The sequence below is a fragment of the Streptomyces sp. NBC_00582 genome (assembly GCF_036345155.1).
Classification (GTDB): domain Bacteria; phylum Actinomycetota; class Actinomycetes; order Streptomycetales; family Streptomycetaceae; genus Streptomyces.
In genome coordinates this window covers 4,646,932-4,665,133 of record NZ_CP107772.1, presented here as the reverse complement: position 1 = coordinate 4,665,133, position 18,202 = coordinate 4,646,932, and the positions used below count along the sequence as shown (strand labels likewise).

21 protein-coding genes and 1 pseudogene are annotated in these 18,202 nt (G+C 71.1%); 19 read left to right on the top strand and 3 right to left on the bottom strand.

All coding sequences use genetic code 11. The annotated features are described in order from the left end of the window. The 9 genes and pseudogenes from OG852_RS20630 (at nt 1) to OG852_RS20590 (ending at nt 7,488) form a co-directional block, all read left to right on the top strand. Nucleotides 1–774, top strand: a complete 774-nt coding sequence (locus OG852_RS20630; protein WP_133914730.1) for a cytochrome c biogenesis CcdA family protein — start codon at nt 1–3, stop codon at nt 772–774. 3 nt (nt 775–777) lie between these two features. Beyond that, a complete protein-coding gene (gene resB / locus OG852_RS20625; RefSeq protein WP_330348639.1) occupies nt 778–2,478 on the top strand; it encodes a cytochrome c biogenesis protein ResB in 1,701 nt (566 codons plus the stop codon). Beyond that, nucleotides 2,475–3,557, top strand: coding sequence for a c-type cytochrome biogenesis protein CcsB (gene ccsB, locus OG852_RS20620; RefSeq protein WP_133914732.1), 1,083 nt, complete (start codon nt 2,475–2,477; stop codon nt 3,555–3,557). Before resB ends, ccsB begins: the two co-directional genes overlap by 4 nt. Before the next feature lie 332 nt (nt 3,558–3,889). Then, on the top strand, nt 3,890–4,258 hold the full coding sequence (locus tag OG852_RS20615) for an SRPBCC domain-containing protein (protein WP_330348638.1): 369 nt from the start codon (nt 3,890–3,892) through the stop codon (nt 4,256–4,258). Between the two features lie 226 nt (nt 4,259–4,484). Further along, entirely contained in the window at nt 4,485–5,030 is a 546-nt protein-coding gene (locus tag OG852_RS20610; protein ID WP_330348637.1) for a DUF6232 family protein, read from the top strand. Continuing rightward, on the top strand, nt 5,027–5,377 hold the full coding sequence (locus OG852_RS20605) for a hypothetical protein (protein ID WP_133914735.1): 351 nt from the start codon (nt 5,027–5,029) through the stop codon (nt 5,375–5,377). Before OG852_RS20610 ends, OG852_RS20605 begins: the two co-directional genes overlap by 4 nt. Nucleotides 5,378–5,674: 297 nt before the next feature. Next, nucleotides 5,675–6,133 (top strand): nucleoside deaminase, encoded by a 459-nt coding sequence (locus OG852_RS20600; protein ID WP_330348636.1) that lies wholly within the window; start codon nt 5,675–5,677, stop codon nt 6,131–6,133. Continuing rightward, nucleotides 6,126–7,121, top strand: a complete 996-nt coding sequence (locus OG852_RS20595; RefSeq protein ID WP_330348635.1) for an isopenicillin N synthase family dioxygenase — start codon at nt 6,126–6,128, stop codon at nt 7,119–7,121. The genes OG852_RS20600 and OG852_RS20595 overlap by 8 nt, the downstream gene beginning before the upstream one ends. 46 nt (nt 7,122–7,167) lie before the next feature. Further along, nucleotides 7,168–7,488 (top strand): annotated as a pseudogene (locus OG852_RS20590) (ArsR/SmtB family transcription factor). A 12-nt stretch (nt 7,489–7,500) separates the two neighbouring features. Here the strand turns inward: OG852_RS20590 and OG852_RS20585 are convergent. Beyond that, nucleotides 7,501–7,884 carry a PLD nuclease N-terminal domain-containing protein gene (locus OG852_RS20585; RefSeq protein WP_133914738.1) on the bottom strand — a complete coding sequence of 128 codons (384 nt, stop codon included), beginning with the start codon at nt 7,882–7,884 and terminating at the stop codon, nt 7,501–7,503. Nucleotides 7,885–7,984: 100 nt separating this feature from the next. Between OG852_RS20585 and OG852_RS20580 the strand changes: the two genes are divergently transcribed. The 10 genes from OG852_RS20580 (at nt 7,985) to OG852_RS20535 (ending at nt 15,674) form a co-directional block, all read left to right on the top strand. After that, nucleotides 7,985–9,436, top strand: a complete 1,452-nt coding sequence (locus OG852_RS20580) for a menaquinone biosynthesis decarboxylase (RefSeq protein ID WP_330348634.1) — start codon at nt 7,985–7,987, stop codon at nt 9,434–9,436. Then, nucleotides 9,433–10,335, top strand: coding sequence for a menaquinone biosynthesis prenyltransferase MqnP (gene mqnP, locus OG852_RS20575; RefSeq protein WP_330348633.1), 903 nt, complete (start codon nt 9,433–9,435; stop codon nt 10,333–10,335). The genes OG852_RS20580 and mqnP overlap by 4 nt, the downstream gene beginning before the upstream one ends. A 66-nt stretch (nt 10,336–10,401) precedes the next feature. Beyond that, nucleotides 10,402–11,073 carry a UbiX family flavin prenyltransferase gene (locus OG852_RS20570; protein ID WP_133914741.1) on the top strand — a complete coding sequence of 224 codons (672 nt, stop codon included), beginning with the start codon at nt 10,402–10,404 and terminating at the stop codon, nt 11,071–11,073. 83 nt (nt 11,074–11,156) lie between these two features. After that, nucleotides 11,157–11,612 (top strand): Lrp/AsnC family transcriptional regulator, encoded by a 456-nt coding sequence (locus OG852_RS20565; protein WP_133914742.1) that lies wholly within the window; start codon nt 11,157–11,159, stop codon nt 11,610–11,612. A 54-nt stretch (nt 11,613–11,666) separates the two neighbouring features. Next, nucleotides 11,667–12,830, top strand: coding sequence for an aminofutalosine synthase MqnE (gene mqnE / locus OG852_RS20560; RefSeq protein WP_330348632.1), 1,164 nt, complete (start codon nt 11,667–11,669; stop codon nt 12,828–12,830). 139 nt (nt 12,831–12,969) lie between these two features. Further along, nucleotides 12,970–13,641 (top strand): UdgX family uracil-DNA binding protein, encoded by a 672-nt coding sequence (locus OG852_RS20555; RefSeq protein WP_133914744.1) that lies wholly within the window; start codon nt 12,970–12,972, stop codon nt 13,639–13,641. Between the two features lie 16 nt (nt 13,642–13,657). Next, complete coding sequence (locus OG852_RS20550) at nt 13,658–14,182, top strand: GNAT family N-acetyltransferase (RefSeq protein WP_330348631.1); 525 nt, start codon at nt 13,658–13,660, stop codon at nt 14,180–14,182. 83 nt (nt 14,183–14,265) lie between these two features. Beyond that, entirely contained in the window at nt 14,266–14,577 is a 312-nt protein-coding gene (locus tag OG852_RS20545; protein WP_133914746.1) for a DUF4229 domain-containing protein, read from the top strand. Nucleotides 14,578–14,596: 19 nt separating this feature from the next. Beyond that, nucleotides 14,597–15,250 (top strand): TetR/AcrR family transcriptional regulator, encoded by a 654-nt coding sequence (locus OG852_RS20540; RefSeq protein ID WP_330348630.1) that lies wholly within the window; start codon nt 14,597–14,599, stop codon nt 15,248–15,250. 70 nt (nt 15,251–15,320) lie between these two features. Next, nucleotides 15,321–15,674, top strand: a complete 354-nt coding sequence (locus OG852_RS20535) for a hypothetical protein (protein WP_133914748.1) — start codon at nt 15,321–15,323, stop codon at nt 15,672–15,674. A 285-nt stretch (nt 15,675–15,959) separates the two neighbouring features. Here OG852_RS20535 and OG852_RS20530 read toward each other — a convergent pair whose 3' ends face one another. Both OG852_RS20530 and OG852_RS20525 read right to left on the bottom strand, forming a co-directional pair. Beyond that, nucleotides 15,960–16,829: a MaoC family dehydratase gene (locus tag OG852_RS20530; protein ID WP_133914749.1), complete on the bottom strand. Its 870-nt coding sequence runs from the start codon at nt 16,827–16,829 to the stop codon at nt 15,960–15,962. Next, entirely contained in the window at nt 16,829–18,133 is a 1,305-nt protein-coding gene (locus OG852_RS20525) for a 3-oxoacyl-ACP reductase (RefSeq protein ID WP_330351473.1), read from the bottom strand. The genes OG852_RS20530 and OG852_RS20525 overlap by 1 nt, the downstream gene beginning before the upstream one ends. Between the last annotated feature and the right edge of the window lie 69 nt (nt 18,134–18,202).

Sequence of the window (18,202 nt, the reverse complement as noted above, 5' to 3'; positions counted from 1 at the left end):
GTGAGCGCGCTCACCACCCTGGCCGGGGCGACCGGCACGAACGAGACCGTCCTCAACGGCGCCCTGATCCTCGCCCTGCCGATCGCCCTGCTCGGCGGCCTCGTCTCCTTCTTCTCGCCCTGCGTCCTGCCGCTCGTCCCCGGCTACCTCTCCTACGTCACCGGAGTGACCGGCACGGACCTGGCCGAGGCCAAGCGCGGGCGGATGGTCGCCGGCGCCTCCCTGTTCGTCCTCGGCTTCACCGCCGTGTTCGTCTCCAGCGGCGCCCTGTTCGGCTACTTCGGCCAGACGCTCCAGGAGAACCAGAGCGTCCTGTCCAAGGTGCTCGGCGTGCTCATGATCGTCATGGGCGTCTTCTTCATGGGCCTGATGCCCTGGATGACCGCGCGGGAGTTCCGCTTCCACAAGAAGCCCGCCACCGGACTCGTGGGCGCCCCGCTGCTCGGCGCGCTGTTCGGCATCGGCTGGACCCCGTGCATCGGCCCCACCCTCGCCTCCGTGATCGCCCTCTCCTCGAATCAGGGGAGCGCGGGCCGCGGTGCCATACTGACCGTCGCCTACTGCCTCGGCCTCGGAGTGCCGTTCGTCCTGGCCGCGGTCGCCTTCCGCAAGGCGCTCGGCGCCTTCGGCTGGGTCAAGCGCCACTACGTCTGGGTGCTGCGGGCCGGCGGCACGATGATGATCGTGACCGGACTGCTGCTGCTGACCGGTGCGTGGGACCGAATCGTGCAGGACATGCAGTCCTGGTCCGCCGGCTTCACTGTGGGGATCTGATCCATGAGCAAGACCACACCCGACGCGCCCGCCCCCGCCGACGACCAGGATCTCGGCGCGGCGGGCTCCCAGCTGTCCACCGCGCCCGCCGAGAGCCTGGCCAACGTGCCCGGCCTCGGGGTCGTCGGCTGGGCCCGCTGGTTCTGGCGCCAGCTCACCTCCATGCGGGTCGCCCTGCTGCTCCTGCTGCTGGTGGCGCTGGGCGCGATCCCCGGCTCGCTGATCCCGCAGACCGGCCAGGACGCCACGAAGGTCGCCGACTTCGAGAAGGCCCACCCGACCCTCGCCCCGGTCTACGAGAAGCTGGGCCTCTTCCACGTCTACAGCTCGGTGTGGTTCTCCGCCGTCTACATCCTGCTGTTCGTCTCCCTCATCGGCTGCATCGTGCCCCGCACCTGGCAGTTCGTGGGCCAGCTGCGCAGCCGCCCGCCGGGCGCCCCCAAACGGCTGACCCGTCTGCCGGCGTACACCACCTGGCGGACGACGGCCGAGCCGGAGCAGGTCCGCGAGGCCGCCCTCGCCCTTCTGAAGAAGCGCCGCTTCCGCTCCCACCTCGCCGGGGACGCCGTCTCCGCCGAGAAGGGCTACCTCCGTGAGGTCGGCAACCTCGCCTTCCACATCGCCCTCATCGTGATGCTGGTGGCCTTCGCCTGGGGCCAGCTCTTCAAGGCCGAGGGCAACAAGCTCCTCGTCGAGGGCGGCAGCGGCTTCTCCAACACCCTGATCGCCTACGACGACTTCAAGTCCGGCAACCTCTTCGGCCCGGACGACCTGAACCCGTTCAGCTTCACCCTGGACAAGTTCCAGGGGACGTACGAGAAGACCGGCCCCAACAAGGGCACCGCCCGCACCTTCCAGGCGGCCGTCACCTACAGCGTCGGCGCGTACGGCAAGGACAAGCGGGACGTCATCAAGGTCAACCACCCGCTGGAGATCGACGACTCCAAGGTCTATCTCACCGCCCACGGCTACGCCCCGGTGATCACGGTCCGCGACGGCAAGGGCGAGGTCGTCTTCCACGACGCCGTCCCGCTGCTGCCGCTGGACTCCAACGTCACCTCCTCCGGTGTCATCAAGGTCCTCGACGGCTACCACAACGCCAAGGGCGTCCTGGAGCAGCTCGGCATCTCGGCCTTCTTCCTGCCGACGTACACCGCCGGAAGCGAGACCGCGTCCACGTTCCCGGCGCTGAACAACCCGGTGCTGAACCTGGCGCCGTACCACGGCGACCTCGGCGTCAACTCGGGCATCCCACAGAGCGTGTACCAGATGGACAAGACCCATATGAAGGAGTTCAAGGACTCCAAGGGCGCGCAGCTGCGGGAGAACCTCGAGCCCGGCGAGACCATGACGCTCCCGGACGGCGCCGGCTCGGTCACCTACGAGGGCACCAAGCAGTGGGCGAACTTCCAGATCACCCAGCAGCCGGGCAGCGGCTGGGCGCTGACCGGCGCGATCGCCGCGATCTTCGGTCTGGCCGCCTCCCTGTTCATCCAGCGCCGCCGGGTGTGGGTGCGCGCGGTGAAGGGCGCCGACGGCGTCACCGTCGTCGAGATGGCCGGCCTCGGCCGCAGTGAGTCCGCCAAGGTGCCCGAGGAGCTCGGCGACCTCGCCGGGATCCTGTACGACCGGGCTCCCGGAGCCCCCGAAGACCCCGACACCCCCGATCCCGAAGTCGTACCTGCCGAAGGGGCTGAGAAATGACTCTCGCCGCCGCCACCAACGAACACCTCGCGAACATCAGCAACACGCTGATCTACTCCGCGATGGCCGTCTACACCCTGGCCTTCTTCGCGTACATCGCGGAGTGGCTCTTCGGCAGCCGCAGCAAGGTCGGCCGGACCGCCGCCGCGCTCACCGCCCAGGCTGACGCCAAGGCGAAGGGCCCGGCCGTCACCGTCAAGAAGGACGGCGGCACCGCCGTCCTGGAGCGCCCGAAGGTCGTCGTCCGCTCGGCGGCCGGCGCGCGGGACGTGCCCGACGGGCCGGGCGCCCACGGCGGGGACGAGCAGGGCGACATGTACGGCCGGATCGCGATCTCCCTCACGGTGCTCGCGTTCCTGGTCGAGCTCGGCGGTGTGATCGCCCGCGCGGCCTCGGTGGAGCGCGCTCCCTGGGGCAACATGTACGAGTTCAACATCACCTTCTCCACGGTCGCGGTCGGGGTGTACCTCGCACTGCTGGCCCTGAAGAAGAACGTGCGCTGGCTCGGTCTGTTCCTCGTCACCACCGTGCTGCTGGACCTCGGCCTCGCGGTCACGGTCCTCTACACGGCGAGCGACCAGCTCGTGCCGGCCCTGCACTCGTACTGGCTGTACATCCACGTCTCCACCGCGATCTTCTGCGGCGCGGTGTTCTACGTCGGCGCGGTCGCCACGATCCTCTACCTCTTCAAGGACAACTACGAGAACAAGCTGGCGACCGGCGGCAAGCCCGGCGCGTTCGCCAACTCCGTCCTCGACCGCCTCCCCGCCTCCGCGTCCCTGGACAAGTTCGCCTACCGCGTCAACGCGGCGGTGTTCCCGCTGTGGACGTTCACGATCATCGCGGGCGCGATCTGGGCGGGCGACGCGTGGGGCCGCTACTGGGGCTGGGACCCCAAGGAGACCTGGTCCTTCATCACCTGGGTCGCCTACGCCTGCTATCTGCACGCTCGCGCCACGGCCGGCTGGAAGGGCCGCAAGGCCGCCTACCTGGCCCTGATCGCCTTCGGCTGCTGGCTCTTCAACTACTACGGCGTCAACATCTTCGTGAACGGCAAGCACTCGTACGCGGGCGTCTGACGCGTCTGCCTCGACGGCCCTGAGGCCGGTTCCCGTGACCTGAGTCATGGGAACCGGCCTTCGTCGTACGGACCGGAAGAGGGGCGTGGACGCTTGACCAGGATCTTCCCGCGGGCCGTCACCGACTCCTCAGGGAGCATCTGATGCCGGAGATCCGGCGTGCCGAGCGGGCCGCCGCCCCCGCCGGGCTTGGCTGCGGCCCGCCCTGGCGGCCGGTGCGGTCGCGGGGCTGATCGACGAACAGGGGGGGCGAGTCCTTCTTGAAGGTGCCGGCACGGCTCGCTGGAGCGCTAACGGGTGCGCAACCGACTCCCAAGGGTCACCCTGGTGTCATGCACCTCCGGATGCGGCTCCCGGTCCCCATGGAGACGGTCTGGCCCGCGGTGAGCACGGCGGACGGGCTCGCGGCGTGGTGGGTGGAGGCCGATCTGCTGGAACCCCGGCTCGGCGGCGCGGTCGCGCTGCGCGGGCCGGGGGAGGGCCGGGTCACCGCCTGGGACGTGGACCGGGTCGCCGAGTACACCTTCCCGACGATCGGCCGTGTCCGCTTCCATCTGGAGCGGGACGGGGACACGGCCTCGGTCCTGCGCTTCACGCACGACATCGAGGGCGGGGAGCCGCCGGACTCCGGGGCGGAGCCGGCCTGGCGGGCTCGATTCGAATACCTGAGCGAGTTGCTTGCCCTGACGGAGCACGGCTAGGACGGCGGCAGGCACTCCTTCCCCGGCGGCTCTCCCTCCGGCCGGGCGATGCGGACGAAGACCGTGCGCCCCGGTAACGACTTGCCCCGCGCCCTTGAGGCGTAGTTAATGGTTCTCGAAGAGTGACGGGAATCACCGGCAACTCACTCAACTCATGGGGGACTTGATGACAACACCGGAACCTGCGGGACACTTCGACGTCCCGCCCCCGCCCCCTGTGCCGCCGATGCGCTTACCGGGGCTCGAACTGCGCGTCGACAAAAGGCTGCTGTGGGTCGGCGGGGCCTGCTATCCCCTGGCGAATGTCGCGCGGGTGTACACCCTCACGATCCATCCGCGGCGCAAGGAGGCCGTGCTGCGGTTCCTGAGGACGTTCCTGATCACCGGGGCCGTGGCCCTCACCCTCACCGTGCTCAGCGGGATCACCATGGTCGCCGACCGGGACACCGGCAGCGGGCTGATGACGTTCGTGTGGCTGGGCTCGGTCGCCGTGGTCGTCTACGCCCTGATCGAGATGCTCCAGGTCCTCAGCGCGCAGTCGCACTACGTGATGGCCGTCGAGACCTCCGGCCCCTCCCAGGCCGTGGTCACCAGCCGCGACCCGCACCATCTGAACCAGCTCGTCGCCCAGATCGCGCACGCGATCGAGAACCCGGAGACCGAGTTCCAGGTGCGGGTGGAGAGCATCACGGTCAGCCCGAAGCACTACTACTTCGGCGACAACGTCAACATGTACGGCGGCAGCGGAAACGTGGGGATGGCAGGCGCATGAGCACGCACCACTACTACGGCGACAACGTGAACATGCAGGGCGGCACCGGCAACGTCGGCATGATCAAGAACCAGGGCGTCGCCCCGGCCGCCCCCGCCTCCCCCGAACTGGAGGCCGCGGTACGGGAACTGCTCGATCTGCTCCGGGAATTGCGCCCGCAGATCCCGGCGGCCAGCGCCCAGGCCCTCGACGACTCGGTCCCCGCCCTCACCGCCGACGCCACCGCCCCCGCCCAGGAGCGCCACCGCGCCCTCCTGGCCGTCGCGGGCATCGCGGCCACGATCGGCGCGGTGGGCCAGCCGGTCCTGGAGGCGGTGAACCGGGTCCTGGAGCTGGTGGGCACCTGAGCGGACCGGGACGGCGGGGGCGTCGGGGTTGTCCGCGCCCGGCGTCCCCGCCTCACCGCGGCCCTGACGGGCGGTCTCTCGGCCGCGCCCACCCACAGGACCGGCTCCGCCACGACGCCGAGGCCCGCTATGTCGACGACATCCCGCGGATCGTCGTCGCCCGCGACCCGGCCCCCGCTCACCGAGCGCCGCGGGCCCGCCGACCGTTTCGTCGGCGTCTGCCGCGACGTCGCCGCTGCGGTGACCCGGACCCCGTGGCACGTTGCCCCGGCGTCCCCGCCCCAGCACAGTGGACGCATGAACCCTGTGGATCAGGCGACGGCCCGGACGTGGCTCGCCACCGCCGTGGCCGAGGCCCGTGCCGGGCTGGCCGAGGGCGGCATCCCCATCGGCGCCGCGCTCTACGGCCCCGACGGCACCCTCCTCGGCCGCGGCCACAACCGGCGCGTCCAGGACGGCGACCCCTCCCTGCACGCGGAGACGGCCGCCTTCCGCGCCGCGGGCCGACGGCGCTCGTACCGCGGCACCACCATGGTGACCACCCTCTCCCCCTGCTGGTACTGCTCCGGCCTGGTCCGGCAGTTCGGCATCAGCCGGGTGATCGTCGGCGAGGCGACCACCTTCCACGGCGGCCACGACTGGCTGACCGAACACGGAGTGCAGATCGTGCTGCTCGACGACCCCGCGTGCGTGGCGATGATGACCGACTTCATCGAGAAGAACCCGGCCCTGTGGAACGAGGACATCGGTGACTGAACCCCGTATCCCCACCATCGACCTCGCGCCCTGGCTCTCCGGCGACCCCGAGGCCCGTGCGGCGATCGCCCGTACCGTCGACGAGGCCCTTCAGACCGCCGGTTTCCTGCTGGTCACCGGGCACGGGGTGGACCCGGACCTCCGGTCCCGAATCCGCAGGGCCGCCCGGGCCTTCTTCACCCTGCCCGTCGAGCGGAAGCAGCCGTACGCGGCGAAGGTCGGCGGGCGGGGCTGGCTCGGTCCCGGTGCGGAGGCGAACGGCTACTCGGAGGGTACGCTGACCCCGCCGGACCTCAAGGAGTCGCTGACCTTCGCCACCCACGAGCCCTTCTCCGACCCCGTGGTCAACGCCGAGTGGTACGCGCCGAACGTCTGGCCGACGGAGGTGCCGGAGCTTCAGACGCTCTGCGAGGCGTACCTGGGGGAGATGGCGGAGCTGGAGAAGCGGCTGCTGTCCCTGCTGGGCGAGGCACTCGGCCTCGAACCCGACGTCTTCTCCCGCCACATGGACCACCCGACGTACGGCTTCAACATCAACTGGTACCCGGGCACGGACGTGATGGGCGCCCCGGAGCCCGGCCAGTTCCGCATCGGCCCGCACACCGACTTCGGCACGGTCACCATCCTCGACCGCCAGGCGGGCAAGGGCGGCCTCCAGGTCTGGACGGAGGAGGGCGGCTGGGAGGACGCGCCCTTCGATCCGGCGGCCTTCACGATCAACATCGGTGATCTGCTGGCCCGTTGGACGGGGGACCGGTGGAGGTCGGGGCGGCATCGCGTGCTGCCCCCGCCCGCCGACGAACCCACCGAGGAACTCATGTCCCTCGTCTACTTCGGCGAATGCACCCCGGGGACCCGCGTGGAGTCCGTACCGGCTCCGGTCGGGCGGGTGGCGTACGAGCCGGTGGACTCGCATGTGTATCTGCGGGGGAAGCTGGACTCGATCACCGTCGACCCGCGCGGGCACAGCGAGCCGCGAGGGCGGTGAAGGCCGCGGCCAGGTTTCACCACGGACCGCCGGGCTCGGGGACGTCCTGGCAGGCGTCAGTCATCGGGTCGCCCCCGAGCCACACCCACCCCGAGGACGTCCCCTTCCTCACCGCGCTCGCCGCCCTCGCCGACCCGGTACGGCTCACCCTCGTCCGCGAGCCGGCCGGCTCACCGGAGTGGTCCCGGGCCTGCGGCGGCTTCGACGTGCCCGTCGGCGAGGCCGCCCTCAGCCACCACTTCACCGTCCTGCGCGGCGCGGGCTCGTGGGACAGCGCGACGAAGGGCCGCGCCGGGTCAACCGGCTGCGGCGCGGGGAGTTCGACGCCCGCTTCCCCGGACTGCCGGACCTCGTCCTGCGCGACTGAACGCGCGGCGCCTCAGCCGTCCTTCGGGTCCTCGCCCGCCTCGCGGCGCTTGAGTTCCTCCTCGCGGCGGCGCAGGTCCTCCTCCCAGTCCTTCAGGAGCTGTTCGTCCTGCTTGGCCCGGTCGTCCTGCAGGGACTTGAGGAACTCGGGGTTGTCGTCGGGCGCCACCCACTCACGGCGCGGCCCGGCCCCCTCGCCGGAAGCGCCGCCGTGCCGCACCTTGCCCGCCACCAGCCAGGCCACCGGACCCACCAGCACCTCGCCGAAGAGCAGGATGATCAGCACCCACACCACCTTCGGCAGCCCCCGGACCTCTTCCTCGGGGGTGTTCAGGCAGTCGATGAACGCATAGATCCACAGCGCCAGGACCAGCAGGAACGGCAGATACCTGAGCATGGCGGCGGATCCCCCCAAGGAGACGGTCAGGACACGGTGACGGACGCGGGGCGGCCCCCGGTGACGGGGTCAGGGTAGCGGGTGGCCGATACTGGGACACATGGCTTACGACGATCTTCGTTCCCTGCTCAGGGCACTGGAGCGTGAAGGCGACCTCAAGCGCGTGAAGGCCGAGGTCGATCCGTATCTGGAGGTCGGGGAGATCGTCGACCGGGTCCAGAAGTCCGGTGGCCCCGCGCTCCTCTTCGAGAACGTGAAGGGGTCGACGATGCCCCTCGCGATGAACGTGTTCGGCACCGACCGGCGGCTGCTGAAGGCGCTCGGGCTGAAGTCGTACGGCGAGATCGGCGAGAAGATCGGCGGCCTGCTGCGGCCCGAGCTGCCGCACGGGTTCGTGGGCGTACGCGAGGCGTTCGGGAAGCTCGGCGCGATGGCGCACGTCCCGCCGAGGAAGGTGAAGGACGCGCCGGTGCAGGAAGTCGTCCTCCAGGGCGACGACGTGGATCTGGAGCAGCTGCCCGCCCTGTTCACCTGGCCGCAGGACGGCGGCTCCTTCTTCAACCTCGGCCTCACCCACACCAAGGACCCGGAGTCCGGGATCCGCAACCTCGGGCTGTACCGGCTCCAGCGCCACGACCGGCGCACCATCGGCATGCACTGGCAGATCCACAAGGACAGCCGCAACCACTACCAGGTGGCGGCCCGGCGCGGGGAGCGGCTGCCGGTCGCGATCGCCTTCGGCTGCCCGCCCGCCGTGACGTACGCCTCCACCGCGCCGCTGCCCGGGGACATCGACGAGTACCTGTTCGCCGGGTTCCTCGCGGGCAAGCGGATCGAGATGGTCGACTGCAAGACGGTGCCGCTGCAGGTGCCGGCGCAGGCCGAGGTCGTGCTGGAGGGCTGGCTGGAGCCCGGCGAGATGCTGCCGGAGGGCCCCTTCGGCGACCACACCGGCTTCTACACCCCGCAGGAACCGTTCCCCGCGCTGACCATCGACTGTGTGACGATGCGGAAGCGGCCGCTGCTCCAGTCGATCGTCGTCGGCCGGCCACCGACCGAGGACGGGCCGCTGGGGCGGGCGACGGAGCGTTTCTTCCTGCCCCTGCTGAAGATCATCGTCCCGGACATCGTGGACTACCACCTCCCCGAGGCGGGCGGCTTCCACAACTGCGCGATCGTGTCGATCGACAAGAAGTACCCCAAGCACGCGCAGAAGGTCATGCACGCCGTCTGGGGCGCCCACATGATGTCCCTGACCAAGCTGATCGTGGTCGTCGACTCCGACTGCGACGTACACGATCTGCACGAGGTCGCCTGGCGGGCCCTCGGCAACACCGACTACGCCCGTGACCTGAGCATCGTCGAAGGCCCCGTCGACCATCTCGACCACGCCTCCTACCAGCAGTTCTGGGGCGGCAAGGCCGGAATCGACGCGACGAAGAAGTGGCCCGAGGAGGGCTACACCAGGGACGGGGGCTGGCCGGACATGGTCCTGCCGGACCCCGAGACGGCGGCGAAGGTCGACCGCCGCTGGAAGGAGTACGGGCTGTGAGCTCCGCGTCCGCAGCGCTCCCGCAGCCGGGACGCACCAAGGCCTTCCTGCGGCTGGTGATGATCGAGCACTCGGTCTTCGCGCTGCCCTTCGCCTACATCGCCGCGCTGACCGCGATGTTCCAGCTCGACAAGAACATCCACTGGGGGCGCCTGCTCCTGGTGACGGTCTGCATGGTCGGCCTGCGCACCTTCGCCATGGCCGTCAACCGGATCATCGACCGCGAGATCGACGCCCGCAATCCGCGCACCGCCCACCGTGAGCTGGTCACCGGCGCGATGTCGGTGAAGCACGCCTGGACGGGCGCGCTGATCGCGGTCGCGGTCTTCCTGGGCTCGGCGGCGATGCTCAACCCGCTCTGCCTCGCCCTGGCGCCCGTCGCGGTGATCCCGATGGTGGTCTACCCCTACGGCAAACGCTTCACGAACTTCCCCCAGGCCATCCTGGGCCTCGCCCAGGCCATGGGACCGGTCGGCGGCTGGCTGGCCATCACCGGCGAGTGGTCCTGGGACGCGGTCGTCCTCGGCCTCGCCGTCGGCATCTGGATCGGCGGCTTCGACCTGATCTACGCCTGCCAGGACGTCGAGACCGACCGCGAGATCGGCGTCATGTCGGTGCCGGCCCGCTTCGGCATCCCCGCGGCCATCTGGGGCGCCCGCGCCTGCCACGCCGTCACCACGGCCCTGTTCGTCTGGTACGCGCTCGCCACCGACGCCGGCGCCTTCTTCTGGCTGGGCCTGGTGATCGTCGCCGGCGCCTTCGTCTACGAGCACACCCTCGTGCGCCCCCATGACCTGTCCCGCCTGAACAGGGCGTTCTTCTCGACGAACGGCTTCATCGGGATCAGCCTGTTCGTCTGCGCGCTCGCCGACCTGCTGGTGCGCGGGCTCACCGTGTAGTCCCGTCCTGAAGACCCGCCTGCCCACCGGTACGCTCAAGGTGTGAACGCAGGAGAAACGCAGCGCGTGCCTTGGATCGTGGGGGTGTCCGGGGCGTCCGGTACGCCGTATGCCGCCGCTGTGCTGCGGGCGCTGCTCGAGGCGGGCGAGAGCGTGGACCTGGTCGTCAGCCGGGCCTCGCGGCTCACCCTGCTCGACGAGACCGGGATCTCCTTCCGGGACGCGCACTGGCGGGACGACCTGCGCGAATGGCTCGGCCGGGGGGCCGACGGCAAGCCGGTCACCTTCGACACCGACCTCGCCGCGGTGCGGTACTGGGCCGCCGGGGACCTTGCCGCGGGGCCGTCCTCGGGGTCGTATCCCGCGAAGGGGATGATCATCGTGCCGGCCTCGACGGCCTGTGTCGCCGGGGTCGCCCTCGGGCTCTCCAAGGACCTGCTCCAGCGGGCCGCCTCCGTCACGCTCAAGGAGCGCCGCAAGCTCGTCGTCGCCGTACGGGAGACCCCGCTGAACGGGCAGACGCTACGGCATCTGGTGACCCTGGACGACCTGGGCGCCGCCGTGGTCCCGGCCTCGCCCGCCTTCTACGCGGGCGCCACCCACATCCAGGACCTGGTCGACTTCGTCGCCGGACGGGTGCTCGACGCGGCGGGGGCCGCGCACGGGCTGTACCGCCGGTGGGAGGGCGAGCTGGGCGGCGGGTCCGGAACCGGGGACACCGGAACCAGGGACACCTGAGCGCCATCTGAGCAAGTCGCAGTACCTCTCATCTCTTCAGGAACTTCCTCTCCAGGAACTTTGATCGGAAGGCTTCGATTCGCATGGACGCGGTGGACAGGCAGCTCATCCAGGCCCTGCGGGAGAACGGCCGGGCCTCCTACGCGGAGCTGGGGCGCCTCGTCGGCCTGTCGGGACCCAGCGTCACCGACCGCATCAACCGGCTGGAGGCGGCCGGCGTCATCACCGGCTACCGTGCCACGGTGAACGCCGCCCAGCTCGGCCTCGGCGTCACCGCCCTCATCGGCATCTCCCTCTCCGACGCCGCCGACCACGAGGACGTGGCGAACCGGCTGAGGGACTTCAGCGAGATCGAGGACTGCTGGTTCATCGCCGGCGACGACTCGTTCATGCTCAAGGTGCGGGCGAACGACGTGGACGGGCTGGAGAAGATCATCCGGCGGCTGTCCGGGACCAAGGGGGTCTCCCGGACCCGTACCACCATCGTGCTCTCCACCAAGTGGGAGAACCGGGTCGGGGAGCTTCCCGAAGAGGTGTAGTCGTACGGTTGGTCAGTTGCGTCGGTCATCGGTTGTCGTGGGAAAGGTGTGGGCATGGACGTCGGGCTCAAGCGCGAGCTGGAGGAGAAGGTCAGGGCCGGTGAGCGGCTGACCCGCGAGGACGGCATCGCGCTGTACGAGTCGGACGACCTGGCGTGGCTCGGCGGTCTCGCCCACGAGGTGCGCACCCGCAAGAACGGCGACGTCGTGCACTTCAACGTCAACCGGCACCTCAACATGACCAACGTGTGCACCGCCTCCTGCGCCTACTGCTCCTTCCAGCGCAAGCCGGGCGAGAAGGACGCGTACACGATGCGCATCGAGGAGGCGGTGAAGCTCGCCAAGGCGATGGAGAGCGAGAACCTCACCGAGCTGCACATCGTGAACGGCCTGCACCCCAACCTCCCCTGGCGCTACTACCCGCGGTCGCTGCGCGAGCTGAAGGCCGCCCTCCCGGACGTCTCCCTGAAGGCCTTCACGGCGACGGAGATCCACCACTTCGAGACGATCAGCGGACTGTCGGCCTCCGAGATCCTCGACGAGCTGATCGACGCGGGCCTCGAGTCGCTGACCGGCGGTGGCGCGGAGATCTTCGACTGGGAGGTCCGTCAGCACATCGTGGACCACCGCACGCACTGGGAGGACTGGTCCCGCATCCACCGCCTGGCGCACGAGAAGGGCCTCAAGACGCCCTGCACCATGCTGTACGGCCACATCGAGGAGCCCCGCCACCGCGTGGACCACGTGCTGCGCCTGCGCGAGCTCCAGGACGAGACGAACGGCTTCCAGGTCTTCATCCCGTTGCGCTACCAGCACGACTTCGTGGACATGAAGGACGGGAAGGTACGCAACCGGCTCCAGGCCCGTACCCAGATGGCGACCGGCGCGGAGGCCCTCGAGACCTTCGCGGTCTCCCGTCTCCTGTTCGACAACGTCCCCCACGTCAAGGTCTTCTGGGTCATGCACGGCGTCCAGACCGCGCAGCTAGCCCTCCAGCACGGCGCCGACGACATGGACGGCTCGGTCGTCGAGTACAAGATCACCCACGACGCCGACAACTACGGCACGCCCAACAAGCTCACCCGCGAGGACCTCCTCGACCTCATCCGCGACGCGGGCTTCCGCCCGGTGGAGCGCAACACGCGGTACGAGATCATCCGCGAGTACGAGGGCCCGGACCCGGCGCGCAGGGAGTCGCCGCAGCCGATGCGCGTCTGACTTTTCGGGCCAGGGCCGGGGGAGACACCTCAGGGGCGCGGGGCTGGATCGACATGCGGCTCCGCCGCGTGGGCGCGACCAGCCCCACACACCCGCAGCCGACATGAGGCCCGAGCCCCACGACGGGTACTCGGACCTCATGGTCACCACCCGAGCTCCCGAGGACGCCTACACGGCAGCCCCCTTCGTCCCCGGCCAGGGAGGCCTCACCGCCCTGCGCCGGGCAGCGGCCGACTGCAAGGGCTGCCCCCTGCACCGAAACGCCACCCAGACGGTCTTCGGCACGGGCTCCGCCCACGCCCGGGTGATGCTCGTCGGCGAGCAGCCCGGAGACCAGGAGGACCGCCGGGGCAGACCGTTCGTCGGTCCCGCCGGCAAGCTCCTCGACCGGGCCCTCCAGGAGGCCGGCCTGGACCCGGCGGACGCGTACGTCACGAACGCCGTCAAGCACTTCAAGTTCACCCGGGCCGAACCCCGCAAGCGCCGTATCCACAAGGCCCCCACCCTGCGTGAGATGACCGCGTGCGGGCCCTGGCTCGCGGCCGAGCTCGCGGTCGTCGGGCCCGAGCTGATCGTCGTCCTCGGCGCCACCGCCGGAAAGGCGCTGCTCGGCTCCTCGTTCCGGGTGACCGAGGTACGCGGGACCGTCCTGGAGGAGGAGATCCACGGGCGACGGGAGCGGCTGGTGCCGACCGTGCACCCGTCGTCCGTCCTGCGCGCCGAGGACCGCGAGGCCGCCTACCAGGGGCTGGTCGCGGACCTGAAGGTGGCGGCACGGGTTCTGGGGCAGGGCACGAGCGTCCCGCCGTAAGGCGTACGATGCCTGGGTGGCCCTTACCTTCACTCTCGACCCGGCCGTCACCCCCGCCCTGCGGGACGGTGTCCTCGATCTGTGGACGGACGTCACCAACGCCGGCGGGGCCGTCGGGTTCGTGGCACCGGTGCGGCGGGAGGAGGTGCGGCCGGACCTGGTGAGACACCTCGTGGCGATGGCCGAGGGACGCCACCGGCTGCTCGTGGGGCACGACGAGCAGGGGCAGGTCGCCGCCACCGCCTTCTTCGCCTTCAACACGCACCGGCTGCAGACCCATTGGGTGTGGCTGTACACGGTGATGGTCCATCCGCGCCACCAGGGCAGAGGCCACGGCCGTGACCTGATGGCGGCCGCCGCCGACGCGGCCCGCGGCTTCGACGGCATCGACGCGATCCGCCTCGGCTGCCGGGGCGGACTCGGCCTGGAGCGGTTCTACGGCTCCTGCGGCTACAAGGAGGTCGGCCGGGTCCCCGGCGCCATCCGGGTCGCCCCCGGCGACGACCGCGACGACATCACCATGCTGCTGTCTCTCACCTGACCCCCGCACCCCCGTGCAAGATCGGCGGCCCGGCGTGCTTCACTGGACGACGGCCCTTTTTGGAGAAGGAAGAGTGGATTGAGATGCTCCGCTACACGCTGATGCGCCTCGGCGTCTTCGCCGGCTGCCTCGTGGTCGTCTGGGGCCTGGTCTACTCCGGTGTCCTGCCCCGCGGCCTCGGCGACTCCAACGGCATGTGGGTCGTCCTGCTCGCGCTGATCGTCTCCGGGCCCATCAGCTTCGTCGTCCTGCGCAAGGAGCGCGACCGCGCCTCGGTGACCGTCGTACAGCGCGTGGACCGGATGAAGGCCAACCTGGACGCCAACCGCTCCCAGGAGGACGAGGCGGTCGACGCGGCCGAGGCCCAGTCCCACGCCCAGGGGCAGACTTCCTGACCCCAACTAAGCTGACCCCATGGGTGCCGTGAAGACCAAACGGATGCCACGCGCGGTCCGTGAGCAGCAGATGCTGGACGCCGCCGTGGAGATCTTCGGGCAGCGGGGGTACATGGCCGCGTCCATGGACGAGATCGCCGAACTGGCGGGCGTCTCCAAGCCGTTGGTGTATCTGTACCTGAACTCCAAGGACGATCTCTTCACCGCCTGCATCCGCCGTGAGGCGCGGGCGCTGGTGGACGCGGTGCGCTCCGGCGTCCGCACCGACCTGCCGGCCGACCGTCAACTCTGGGACGGTCTGCTCGCGTTCTTCGCACACACCGCCGCCCATCCGCACGCCTGGTCCGTCGTGCACCTCCAGGCCCGCACCCACGGTGAGGCGTTCGCCGCCGAGGCCGCGGCGATGCGTGAGGAGATCGTCGCGTTCGTCACCCAGCTCATAGCGGTGGGGGCCCGCGAGGCCCACCGTGACCCGGACCTTCCCGAGCGCGAGGTCGCCGGGCTCGCCGAGGCCCTCGTCGGTGCCGCCGAGTCCCTCGCCGTGTGGGCCAACGCCACCGAGGGCGTCACGGCACGGCAGGCGGCGGCCACCCTGATGAACTTCGCGTGGGCCGGACTGGGGGATCTGACGCAGGGGCGGTCCTGGTCCCCGCCGCCCACGGTCGAGACATGACACTTGTCATGTCCAAGGGAGTACGCGCGACACTGGGCCGCCCCCGCCCGCTGCTCCTACCGTTCTTCCCATGACGAAGCCCAGCACGGACCCGACGCAGAAGACGGACATCAAGATCAGCCTCATCGGCGGTCACCGGCTCGACGGAGCCACGCTCCACGAGCGCACCCTCACCGTCTCCGTGATCGGCGGAGCCGATGTCGACCTGACCGACCTGGACATCCCGGACGGCGCCGAGCTGCGGATCACCAAGCTGAGCCTCATCGGCGGCGTCTCCCTGCGGGTCCGCCCCGACGTCCGGGTGGACGTGCGCGGTCTGCGCCTCGGCGGCGTCCGCGACACCGGCCCGACCGAACCGGGCGGCCCCACGGTCCGCATCGACGCCTGGGGCCTGGTGGGCGGCGTCTCGGTCCGCCGCGACTGACCGCACACCGGCCCACGCCCGCCCGCCCCTCAGACCGCCCCCCCGCCTCCGCGGCGCCGGCGCCACCCGCTGGTGCCCCATGCGGTACAGCTTGCGGGCGCCCCGGCCCGCCACCCGGCGTACGGCCTGGCCCGCCCGTCCCGAACCGGCGGCCCCCGCCGGCAGCGGGCGCCCCTTCACGTCGAGGCCGTGGCGTTCGAGGATCGGGCCGAGGTAAGGGCCCGCGGAACTCGGCGTGCAGTACGGCCGCAGGGGCGGCAGCGGGCCGGAAGCTCACCCGCCCGCTCAGAACCTGAGCCGGTCCACCCGCCCCCGCACATGGAGCCGCGCCGCCGCCGCTCCCGTCCCGCGCAGCTCGAACCGTACGCCGTCGGAGGCGAACGCCACCGTGTCCGGCAGCAGCACCGGCGCCCGGAACTCCGCCCGGGTCCGCACGGCCGGCGGGGTGCCGTGGGCGGCGAGACAGCGGGCCACCGTCCACATGCCGTGGGCGATGGCGCGCGGGAAGCCGAACAGGCGGGCGGTGAGCGGGTGGAGGTGGATGGGGTTGCGGTCGCCGGAGGCGGCCCCGTAGCGCCGGCCGACGTCGGCGCCGAGCCGCCACTCGTCGAGAAGGGGGAGGGGCAGGGGGGAGTTCTCCGGCTCCGGCGCGGCGGGCTTCGGCGCGGGCTCCGTGCGGTGCCGGGCCAGATAGGTGCTGGTCGACTCCCACACCACCTCCGCGTCCTTCCCGCGCAGCTCCGTGACCACGCACGCCTCCGTGCCGCGCCGGTGCGGGACCAGCCGGTCGACGTGCACGGTGAGCGCGTACGTGCCCGTGACCGGCAGTGCGCGATGGCGGGTGATGTCGATCGAGGTGTGCACCAGACCGAGCAGCGGGAGCGGGAAGTCCCGGCCGCTCATGATGCTCATGGCCAGCGGGAAGCCCAGCACATGGGGATAGGTGACCGGCAGGGAGTCCTCACCGGTCGGGAAGCCGCACACGCGTTCGTAGGCGGCCAGTGTGCCCAGGTCGACCCGCAGGCCGGGCAGGACGAGCCGGTGGCCGGAGAACCCGACGCCGGGCCGGGGTCGTTTGAACGGCGACCGCAGGGCCCCGCGGGCGAGCAGGGGCCCGAGCGCGGGCGAGGAGGAGAGGGTCGTCACCGCCGCCATCACGCCCCCAGCAGGCTCTGGCCGCACACCCGTACGACCTGTCCGTTGACCGCGCCGGACGCCGGGTGCGCGAGCCAGGCGGTGGTCTCGGCGACGTCGGCGGGCAGCCCTCCTTGCGCGAGGGAGTTCATCCGGCGGCCCGCCTCCCGGATGAACAGCGGTACGGCGGCCGTCATCCGGGTCTCGATGAAGCCGGGCGCGACCGCGTTCACGGTCACCCCGTGCGTGTCGAGCGCGCGCGGTGCGAGGGCTCGGACCAGTCCCGCCACGCCCGCCTTGCTCGCGCCGTAGTTCGTCTGCCCCGCGTTGCCCGCGAGCCCGGCGATGGAGGCGGTCGCCACGATCCGCCCGCCCGGCCGGAGGATGCCCTTGGCGAGCAGGGCGTCGGTGGTGCGCAGCACGCTCCCGAGGTTGACGTCGAGAACCGAACTCCAGCGCTCGGCGGGCATGTTGACCAGCCGGCGATCCCGGGTGACACCCGCGTTGTGGATCAGCACGTCGAGCCCGTCGGGGAGTTCGGCGGCGATCCGCTCGCCCGCGTCGGCGGCCGTGACGTCGAGCGTCAGGGCCCGCCCGCCCAGCCGCTCCGCCACCCGCCGCGCGTCCGACTCGGCCTGCGGCACATCGAGGACGACGACCTCGGCGCCGTCCCGGGCCAGGGTCTCGGCGACGGCCTCGCCGATGCCGCGCGCGCCGCCGGTGACGAGGGCGGTGCGGCCCGCGAGGGGCCGGTCCGGGAAGTCGTACACGACCGCTTCCCCGGCCCCGACCCCGATCACCTGGCCGCTGACGTAGGCCGACTTGGGCGAGAGGAGGAAGCGCAGGGTCGACTCGGCGGCGCCGGCGTCGGTGAGGCGCAGGAGGTTCACGGTCCGCCCGCGGCCGATCTCCTTGCCGAGCGAGCGGGTGAAGCCCTCCAGGGCCTGCTGCGCGGCCGCCCGGTGGTGGTCGTCGTCGGCGTCCAGGGGGGAGCCGAGGACGACGATCCGGCCGCTCGCCGCGACGGACCGGACGACCGGGTGCAGGGCCGCGTGCACCTCGGCGAGGGTGTCGACGTCCCGGACGCCGGTCGCGTCGAGGACGACGGCCGCGGGATCGGCCGTGCCGAGGGGGAGGCCGGTGCGGGCGAGGACCGGTGTGAGGTCGAGGGTGGACGTTCCGGCCGTAAGGTGAACCAAGTCGCCTGTGAGGAACGGATGTTCGGGGGACCAGCGCCTGAGCGCCGCCGGTTGCGGAAGGCCGAGCCGGCGGGTGAGGAAACGGCCGGGTGCGGTGGCGGTGAAACTCAGATAGCGGTCGGCCATGTTCGTCTCGTCTCCCACGGGCTCGGCTGACTGAAAAAGTTGCTTACTCCGGAGTAAGGTTACCCGGGG

Excerpts from the sequence above, each read along its gene's own strand:
- OG852_RS20555 (WP_133914744.1), top strand. The coding sequence starts at position 12,970 with ATGGTCACCACCCGAGCTCCCGAGGACGCCTACACGGCAGCCCCCTTC.
- OG852_RS20565 (WP_133914742.1), top strand. The coding sequence starts at position 11,157 with ATGGACGCGGTGGACAGGCAGCTCATCCAGGCCCTGCGGGAGAACGGC.
- OG852_RS20540 (WP_330348630.1), top strand. The coding sequence starts at position 14,597 with ATGGGTGCCGTGAAGACCAAACGGATGCCACGCGCGGTCCGTGAGCAG.
- resB (WP_330348639.1), top strand. The coding sequence starts at position 778 with ATGAGCAAGACCACACCCGACGCGCCCGCCCCCGCCGACGACCAGGAT.
- mqnE (WP_330348632.1), top strand. The coding sequence starts at position 11,667 with ATGGACGTCGGGCTCAAGCGCGAGCTGGAGGAGAAGGTCAGGGCCGGT.
- OG852_RS20535 (WP_133914748.1), top strand. The coding sequence starts at position 15,321 with ATGACGAAGCCCAGCACGGACCCGACGCAGAAGACGGACATCAAGATC.
- ccsB (WP_133914732.1), top strand. The coding sequence starts at position 2,475 with ATGACTCTCGCCGCCGCCACCAACGAACACCTCGCGAACATCAGCAAC.
- OG852_RS20610 (WP_330348637.1), top strand. The coding sequence starts at position 4,485 with ATGCGCTTACCGGGGCTCGAACTGCGCGTCGACAAAAGGCTGCTGTGG.
- OG852_RS20580 (WP_330348634.1), top strand. The coding sequence starts at position 7,985 with ATGGCTTACGACGATCTTCGTTCCCTGCTCAGGGCACTGGAGCGTGAA.
- OG852_RS20605 (WP_133914735.1), top strand. The coding sequence starts at position 5,027 with ATGAGCACGCACCACTACTACGGCGACAACGTGAACATGCAGGGCGGC.
- OG852_RS20545 (WP_133914746.1), top strand. The coding sequence starts at position 14,266 with ATGCTCCGCTACACGCTGATGCGCCTCGGCGTCTTCGCCGGCTGCCTC.
- OG852_RS20530 (WP_133914749.1), bottom strand. The coding sequence starts at position 16,829 with ATGGCGGCGGTGACGACCCTCTCCTCCTCGCCCGCGCTCGGGCCCCTG.
- OG852_RS20615 (WP_330348638.1), top strand. The coding sequence starts at position 3,890 with ATGCACCTCCGGATGCGGCTCCCGGTCCCCATGGAGACGGTCTGGCCC.
- OG852_RS20585 (WP_133914738.1), bottom strand. The coding sequence starts at position 7,884 with ATGCTCAGGTATCTGCCGTTCCTGCTGGTCCTGGCGCTGTGGATCTAT.
- OG852_RS20525 (WP_330351473.1), bottom strand. The coding sequence starts at position 18,133 with ATGGCCGACCGCTATCTGAGTTTCACCGCCACCGCACCCGGCCGTTTC.
- OG852_RS20600 (WP_330348636.1), top strand. The coding sequence starts at position 5,675 with ATGAACCCTGTGGATCAGGCGACGGCCCGGACGTGGCTCGCCACCGCC.